General features: G+C 36.2%; 6 protein-coding genes. 4 read left to right on the top strand and 2 right to left on the bottom strand.

What is annotated here, in order from left to right; all coding sequences use genetic code 11:
• The 3 genes from RWM19_RS08930 to RWM19_RS08920 form a co-directional block, all read left to right on the top strand.
• The coding region (locus RWM19_RS08930) for a M15 family metallopeptidase (protein ID WP_313986158.1) at positions 1–889 on the top strand (889 nt) is incomplete at its 5' end.
• A 75-nt stretch (positions 890–964) separates the two neighbouring features.
• A complete protein-coding gene (locus RWM19_RS08925) occupies positions 965–2728 on the top strand; it encodes an ABC transporter ATP-binding protein (protein WP_313986155.1) in 1764 nt (587 codons plus the stop codon).
• 1 nt (position 2729) lies between these two features.
• Positions 2730–4625, top strand: coding sequence for an ABC transporter ATP-binding protein (locus RWM19_RS08920; protein WP_313986152.1), 1896 nt, complete (start codon positions 2730–2732; stop codon positions 4623–4625).
• A gap of 20 nt (positions 4626–4645) precedes the next feature.
• Here RWM19_RS08920 and RWM19_RS08915 read toward each other — a convergent pair whose 3' ends face one another.
• Entirely contained in the window at positions 4646–5545 is a 900-nt protein-coding gene (locus RWM19_RS08915) for a LysR family transcriptional regulator (RefSeq protein WP_313986149.1), read from the bottom strand.
• Between the two features lie 119 nt (positions 5546–5664).
• Positions 5665–6018 carry a helix-turn-helix domain-containing protein gene (locus tag RWM19_RS08910; RefSeq protein ID WP_298665808.1) on the bottom strand — a complete coding sequence of 118 codons (354 nt, stop codon included), beginning with the start codon at positions 6016–6018 and terminating at the stop codon, positions 5665–5667.
• Positions 6019–6129: 111 nt separating this feature from the next.
• Between RWM19_RS08910 and maeA the strand changes: the two genes are divergently transcribed.
• A partial coding sequence (maeA, locus tag RWM19_RS08905; protein WP_313986144.1) for an oxaloacetate-decarboxylating malate dehydrogenase occupies positions 6130–6952 on the top strand: 823 nt, incomplete at its 3' end.

Raw genomic sequence — 6952 nt, 5'->3', positions numbered from 1 at the left:
GAGAGCATGGTTTTCCATCGCTCTCCCTTTTTTTATTCTTTTTATGGGTTTAGATGTTATAATATTATCCATGAAAAGCACAGATAAATATCAATCACGAATCCGCATACTGATTGGTCTTTTTTCAATTTTGTTTGGTGTTTTATTTATCTTATTGATTAAGTTAATATTCTTTACACCGCGTACTTTATCTGAAAAAGATTGCCAAGATTGTTTATCCGCTATACAGACGAATCAGAATAGTTCTGTAGTGACTACACCTAGTCCTACACTATCACCTACTCCTACTCCAACCCCTGAAGCAACTGTTAAACCAACAGTCGATACAACTACTGTATCGTCTATTCAGAAGATTACAAATAAGAGTCATCCAATTGACCCTGGATATATACCAGCTGATTTGACTAAAGTTAATGTGAATTCCAACGGTACCCAATACTTACGTCGTGAAGCTGCAACTGCATTGACAAACATGTTTGAGGCAGCTCGTAAGGATAATATCAATTTATACTTAGTGAGTGGTTATCGTTCATATGAGCAACAGCTAGAATTGTATAATACTTATGTAGCAACTGACGGTAAGGCATTAGCTGATCAATATGATGCGATTCCTGGTGCTTGTGAACACCAACTTGGTTTGGCGGTCGATTTATCTGATGATAATCGGAATCATGATATTGATGATTCCTTTGAATCAACAGCCGCGTATCAGTGGTTATTAAAGCATAGTTATGAGTACGGATATATCTTCCGCTTCCCTCGTGGAAAAGAAACGATTACTGGTATTGCCTACAATCCATGGAGTTTCAGATATATCGGTGTTGAAGAAGCCAAGAAAGTTTATGATTCAGGGCTTACATTAGAAGAGTTTTATAAAGTGACTGATTAAGGAAAGATAGCATCTTTCCTTTATGTTTTTTTTAAATTTAGTGTAAAATAGTCAAGTATCTTTTTGGAGGTAGAAATGGTTAAGCAATTAATGAAAAGTATTCGTGAGTTTAAGCTAGCAACAATACTAACACCAACCTTTGTAATAGGTGAAGTTATCATTGAGGCATTGATTCCATTTTTAATATCCTTATTAATCAATGATATTAAAGCAGGTTGTGATTTATCAGTGATTTTAGGATATGCATGGAAGTTAGTTGCCTTATCACTGCTTTCACTATTATGTGGATACTTAGCAGGTATCTATTGTGCAAAGGCTAGTACAGGATTTGCGCGTAACTTACGTTATGATATCTTCACTAATATCCAGAAATTTTCATTTTCAAATATTGATAAGTTCTCATCTGCATCACTCGTTACTCGATTAACGACTGATATTCAAAATGTGCAGATGGCATTTATGATGATTATTCGTACTGCTGTACGTGCTCCACTCAATTTAATATTCTCCTTTACAATGGCATATATTATGGGTGGGACAATGGCAGTTATATTCTTAATCATTATTCCATTCTTAGGAATTGGGTTATATTTGATTGTAAGAACAGTTATGCCAGTCTTCAAAAAGGGATTTCCTCTCTTCGATAAGATTACACGCATCGTAGAAGAAAATGTAAAGGGTATTCGTGTCGTGAAATCCTTTGTACGTGAGGACTATGAAATCGAGAAATTTGATGAGACATCAAATGACATTCGTAAAATGTTTACACGTGCAGAACAGATTATCGCATTGAATAATCCATTGATGCAGATAAGTATTTATGCGGTTATGTTATTTGTGTTGATGTTTGGCTCTGAAATGATAATCAAAACAAATGCGACAAGCTTAGATGTAGGACAGTTATCTACTTTGATGACTTATGGATTCCAAATCATGGTTTCCTTAATGATGTTATCGATGGTATTTGTGATGATTACTTTCTCTGAAGAATCAAGCAAGCGTATTGTTGAGGTATTAAATGAGAAGAGTTCTATCACGTCAAAGGGAAATGCGATTACAGAAGTGAAGGATGGTTCGATTGACTTCGACCATGTTCGTTTCAAATATTCACCTACAGCAGAAAGACCTGTTCTTGAAAATATCGATGTCCATATTAAATCTGGTGAAACGATTGGTATCATTGGTGGAACAGGTTCCGCAAAGTCTTCCTTTGTACAGTTGATTCCACGTCTATACGACGTTACTGAAGGTACAGTTCGGGTTGGTAAAGAAGATGTTAGAGACTATGACCTTGTGACATTACGTGATTCTGTTGCGATGGTGTTACAGAAGAATGTATTATTCTCAGGTACGATTGCGGATAATATCCGTTGGGGTAACAAGGATGCAACATTAGAAGAAGTGAAACATGTATGTCATTTGGCTTGTGCAGATGAGTTTATCGAACAGATGCCAGATGGGTATGATACTTGGATTGAACAGGGTGGAACAAACGTCTCTGGTGGTCAGAAACAAAGACTCTGTATCGCAAGAGCACTCTTAAAACAACCAAAGATTTTAATTATGGATGATTCAACCTCTGCTGTAGACACAAAGACAGATGCAATCATCCGTAAAGCAATGAAAGAATATATTCCAGAAACAACAAAGATTATTATTGCCCAAAGAACTTCATCTGTAGAAGATGCAGACCGTATTATCGTCTTAGATGGCGGTCAGATTGATGCGATTGGCACAAGCGAGGAATTGCTAAAGACAAATCAAATCTACCGTGAAGTATATCTATCTCAGAATAAACAAGGTACTGAGGAAATTGTGGAAGAAGGAGGTGTTCGTTAATATGAATCAGAAACAAACGAATCGTAAAAAGTCCTTCAAGAGAATTGTGAAGATGGTAGTATCATACTACCCAGTTCTATTTCCTCTTATTGTAGTATTAATTATTACCAATGCAATTTTGGGCGCATTACCATCTATTTTCCAACAGAATGTTGTCGCTGTGTTACAGCAGGCTTGGGAACAAGGTTGGACTTGGGAAGTTACGAAACCATATATTGTCAAGTTAGTTGGAACACTTGCGCTAGTGTATCTTATCGCATTAATTATCGGCATTGTATATACACAGTTAATGGCGTTCTTTACACAGGGCGTTCTTCACAAGATACGTAAAGAAGTATTTGCACATATGCAGAAACTGCCTATTCGTTATTTTGATACACATCCGCACGGCGACATTATGTCTCACTATACAAACGATATCGATGCAATGCGTCAGATGATTTCTCAAAGTTTCCCACAGCTATTGATTTCAATCGTTACAATCATCACAATTATCGCTATCATGTTCTATTACAGTATTCCAATGGCATTAGTTATCTTAATTGGTGCTGCAATTTCCATTGAAATTACTCGTAAGCTTGGTGGTCTTTCTGCGAAGTACTTTATCTTACAACAAAAGGCAACTGGCAAGACGGAAGGTGTTATTGAAGAGATGGTGAATGGACAAAAAGTAATTAAAGTCTTCAACCATCAAGCAGAGGCAGAAGAAGCCTTCAATCGAGCAAATGATGAACTCTTTGAGGCTTCTAATACCGCAAACCGATATTCCAATATCTTGATGCCGGTATTAAATAACGTAAACTACCTAATCTATGTATTTGTAGCAGTGGCAGGTGGTATCTTTATTCAAGAGAAATTTGCGAACTTCTCAATTTCAGGATTGCCATTTTCGATTGCGGTTGTAGTGCCATTCTTAGGAATGTCACGTCAGTTTGCTGGTATGATTCAGCAGATTTCTCCACAGATTAACTCAATCGTAATGGGCTTGGCAGGTGCGGAGCGTGTATTTGAACTCCTTGATCAAGAGCCTGAAGTAGATGATGGAATTGTTACACTTGTTAACGCAACAGAAAAAGATGGCGAGCTAAAAGAAACAAATGAACAGACTGAAATTTGGGCTTGGAAGTATCCACATGAAGATGGCACAGTAACATATACAAAGGTTGCGGGTGATGTTCGTTTCGCAAGTGTAGACTTTGCATATAATCCAGATAAGATGATTTTGCATGATGTAACCCTATTTGGTAAACCTGGTCAAAAGATTGCGTTTGTCGGTGCAACAGGTGCTGGTAAGACAACAATCACAAATCTGATTAACCGTTTCTATGATATCGCAGATGGAAAGATTCGTTATGACGGTATTAATATCAATAAGATTAAGAAGTCTTCTTTACGTAAGTCTTTAGGAATTGTGCTGCAGGATACTGTATTGTTCACAGGCACTGTTATGGATAACATCCGCTATGGACGATTAAGAGCATCAGATGAGGAATGTATCGCAGCCGCAAAACTTGCGGGTGCAGATGGCTTTATTCGCCATTTACCAGAAGGCTATCAAACAATGTTGAATGGTGATGGCTCAAATCTATCACAAGGTCAATGCCAGTTATTGGCAATTGCTAGAGCAGCAGTTGCTGACCCACCAGTTATGATCATGGATGAGGCTACTTCTTCCATCGATACACGTACAGAACAGATTGTACAAACTGGTATGGATCGTTTGATGAATGGACGTACTGTATTTGTGATTGCACACCGTTTATCTACCGTTAAGAATGCAAATGTAATTATTGTATTAGACCATGGACGTATTATTGAACGTGGTACGCATGAAGAATTACTTGCTCAAAAAGGTCAGTACTACCAGCTATATACAGGTGCGTTTGAGTTAGAATAAAATGAAAGGATATGAAATTTTTAACATTCATATCCTTTTTTGTCTGTTAATTTATCTAAGAAATGCATTAGTTGTATAACGGGTGGACGCAATTGATTAATCTTCGGGTAGGCATAACTAATATAAAAATTTAACTTATCCTTTTTAACGAAAGGGATTTTGACTAATGAGGTATCTGAATCATCAGTCGACATCTCTGTTAGAAGTGAGATTCCTAGGTTGTGTGAAACCATTTGCTTGATAAGGTTGATATCATCTGATTTAAAATAGATATTTGCTTGATAATCATATCTTGCATTAAGTAAATCAAAAGCCTTTAGGTGTACATTATGTTCATCCAGTAAGATGAAAGGCTGCTGAAGAATATCTTCGAAAGATAGTTCTAATTTGCTAGATAAAGGGTTGCTTTTCGAGACGAGAATAAAGATTTCTTCATGGAATAATTCTTTAATTATAAAATCTCTATGTTGTAAATGATCGATACTACCGAGTAACGAAAAATCTAATTTACCACTCAGTAACTCCTCCCAAAGTGTAATTGAACCACCACGAATCGGATAAATATCTTTGAAGAATGAAAAGTCACTACAATCATGATATTTTGCAGTTAAATAGTTGATGATAATTGGTGGAAAACCGACTGCACATTTAGACTCAAGGGAACGTGTAATATCTTGTTGAGTTAATGAAAAGTCATTTAATAACTGTTTACAATGAGACGCTAGTATTTCACCCTGTTTTGTCAATTTAACAACACGATTTATACTATTTTTCTCAATAAGACTACATTGGTAATACTCTTCAATTCGTTTAATAGCATAAGAAATCGTAGGTTGACTAACATGATATCGTTTAGCAACCTGCGTAAATGATTTTAATTGTGATAGTTGATAAAAATAGTTTAAATCACGAATATTCATCTGTATTTCTTCCTTTGTTATGAATAAATCTTATCATAACTAAGGTGTTTGACTATAACAAAAATGCTCAGCTATAGTAGGGGTGCTTTCTACATAAGAAAGTACGGCACATACATAGCTTAGTCAAGATTGTCGATGATATCTTCAAAAATACGGATAAAAGTAGCTTGTTGTTGTTTTGGAAGCTGTTTTAGCTTCATCGTCAATCGTTTCAGATTAAGGGTATTTTTTGAGTTTAAGTCTCCCTCCAAACTGTTAAAATTGAAAAACTCTTCGACCGTCAAATCCAGAGCTTTAATAATTTTTTCAAGTGTTTGAACGTTGAGATTTTGTTTCTTATTCTCAATCTGATTGATGTACTTTAACCCCAAACCGGCTTTTTCGGATAGCATCTCTTGGCTAAGTCCTCGTATTTGCCGATGATAGCGTATTTTTCGTGCAATATAGTTTGTAAGATATATGAAATTACTCATGTTCCAAGCATACTGTAATTTACGAAAATGTATAACCCTGATTAATGATACTAAGTATGATATTTAATACTATGTGTTAAAATGAATATAATTATAGAAGGAGGTGTACATATGAGTGCACATGATATTTTAAATAATCCATTTTTAAACAAAGGAACTGCTTTTACATTAGAAGAGCGTGAAAAATTAGGACTAGTGGGTATGTTACCACCATACGTCCAAACAATTGAAGAACAAGCACGACAGACTTATGCACAGATGGAGACAAAGGCAAATGATTTAGAAAAGCGTTTGTTTCTGATGCAAATCTTTAATACGAACCGTACACTTTTCTACTATATGTTCTCTCAACATCTAGCAGAGTTTAATCCTATCGTTTATGATCCAACGATTGCAGATACAATTGAAAACTATAGTGATCTATTTATTGATCCACAATATGCTGCGTATTTGGATATTAATCATCCGGAAAATATTGAAGCCACATTAAAGAATGCGGCTGGTGAGCGTGAAATCCGATTGATTGTTGTTACAGATGCTGAAGGTATCTTAGGTATCGGTGACTGGGGCACAAATGGTGTGGATATCTCCGTTGGTAAGTTGATGGTATATACAGCTGCGGCTGGAATTGATCCATCAATGGTATTACCTCTTGTTATCGATGCTGGTACAAATCGTAAAGAATTACTTGAGAATCCTAACTATCTAGGTAACCGTCATGAGCGTGTGCGTGGGGATCGTTATTACAATTTTATTGATCAGTTTGTGCAGACTGCTGAACGTCTGTTCCCTAAACTATATTTACACTGGGAAGACTTCGGTCGTTCCAATGCCGCAAACATCCTTGAAAAATATCGTAAACAAATTCCTACATTCAACGATGACATCCAAGGTACAGGTATCGTAACACTTGGTGGTATCTTCGGCTCACTAG

It is taken from the genome of uncultured Solobacterium sp. (assembly GCF_963517755.1).
Taxonomy (GTDB): domain Bacteria; phylum Bacillota_I; class Bacilli_A; order Erysipelotrichales; family Erysipelotrichaceae; genus Bulleidia.
The sequence above is the reverse complement of the archived record's forward strand: the minus strand, read 5'-3'. Positions and strand labels throughout refer to the sequence as shown.

Excerpts from the sequence above, each read along its gene's own strand:
- RWM19_RS08925 (WP_313986155.1), top strand. The coding sequence starts at position 965 with ATGGTTAAGCAATTAATGAAAAGTATTCGTGAGTTTAAGCTAGCAACA.
- RWM19_RS08920 (WP_313986152.1), top strand. The coding sequence starts at position 2,730 with ATGAATCAGAAACAAACGAATCGTAAAAAGTCCTTCAAGAGAATTGTG.
- RWM19_RS08915 (WP_313986149.1), bottom strand. The coding sequence starts at position 5,545 with ATGAATATTCGTGATTTAAACTATTTTTATCAACTATCACAATTAAAA.
- RWM19_RS08910 (WP_298665808.1), bottom strand. The coding sequence starts at position 6,018 with ATGAGTAATTTCATATATCTTACAAACTATATTGCACGAAAAATACGC.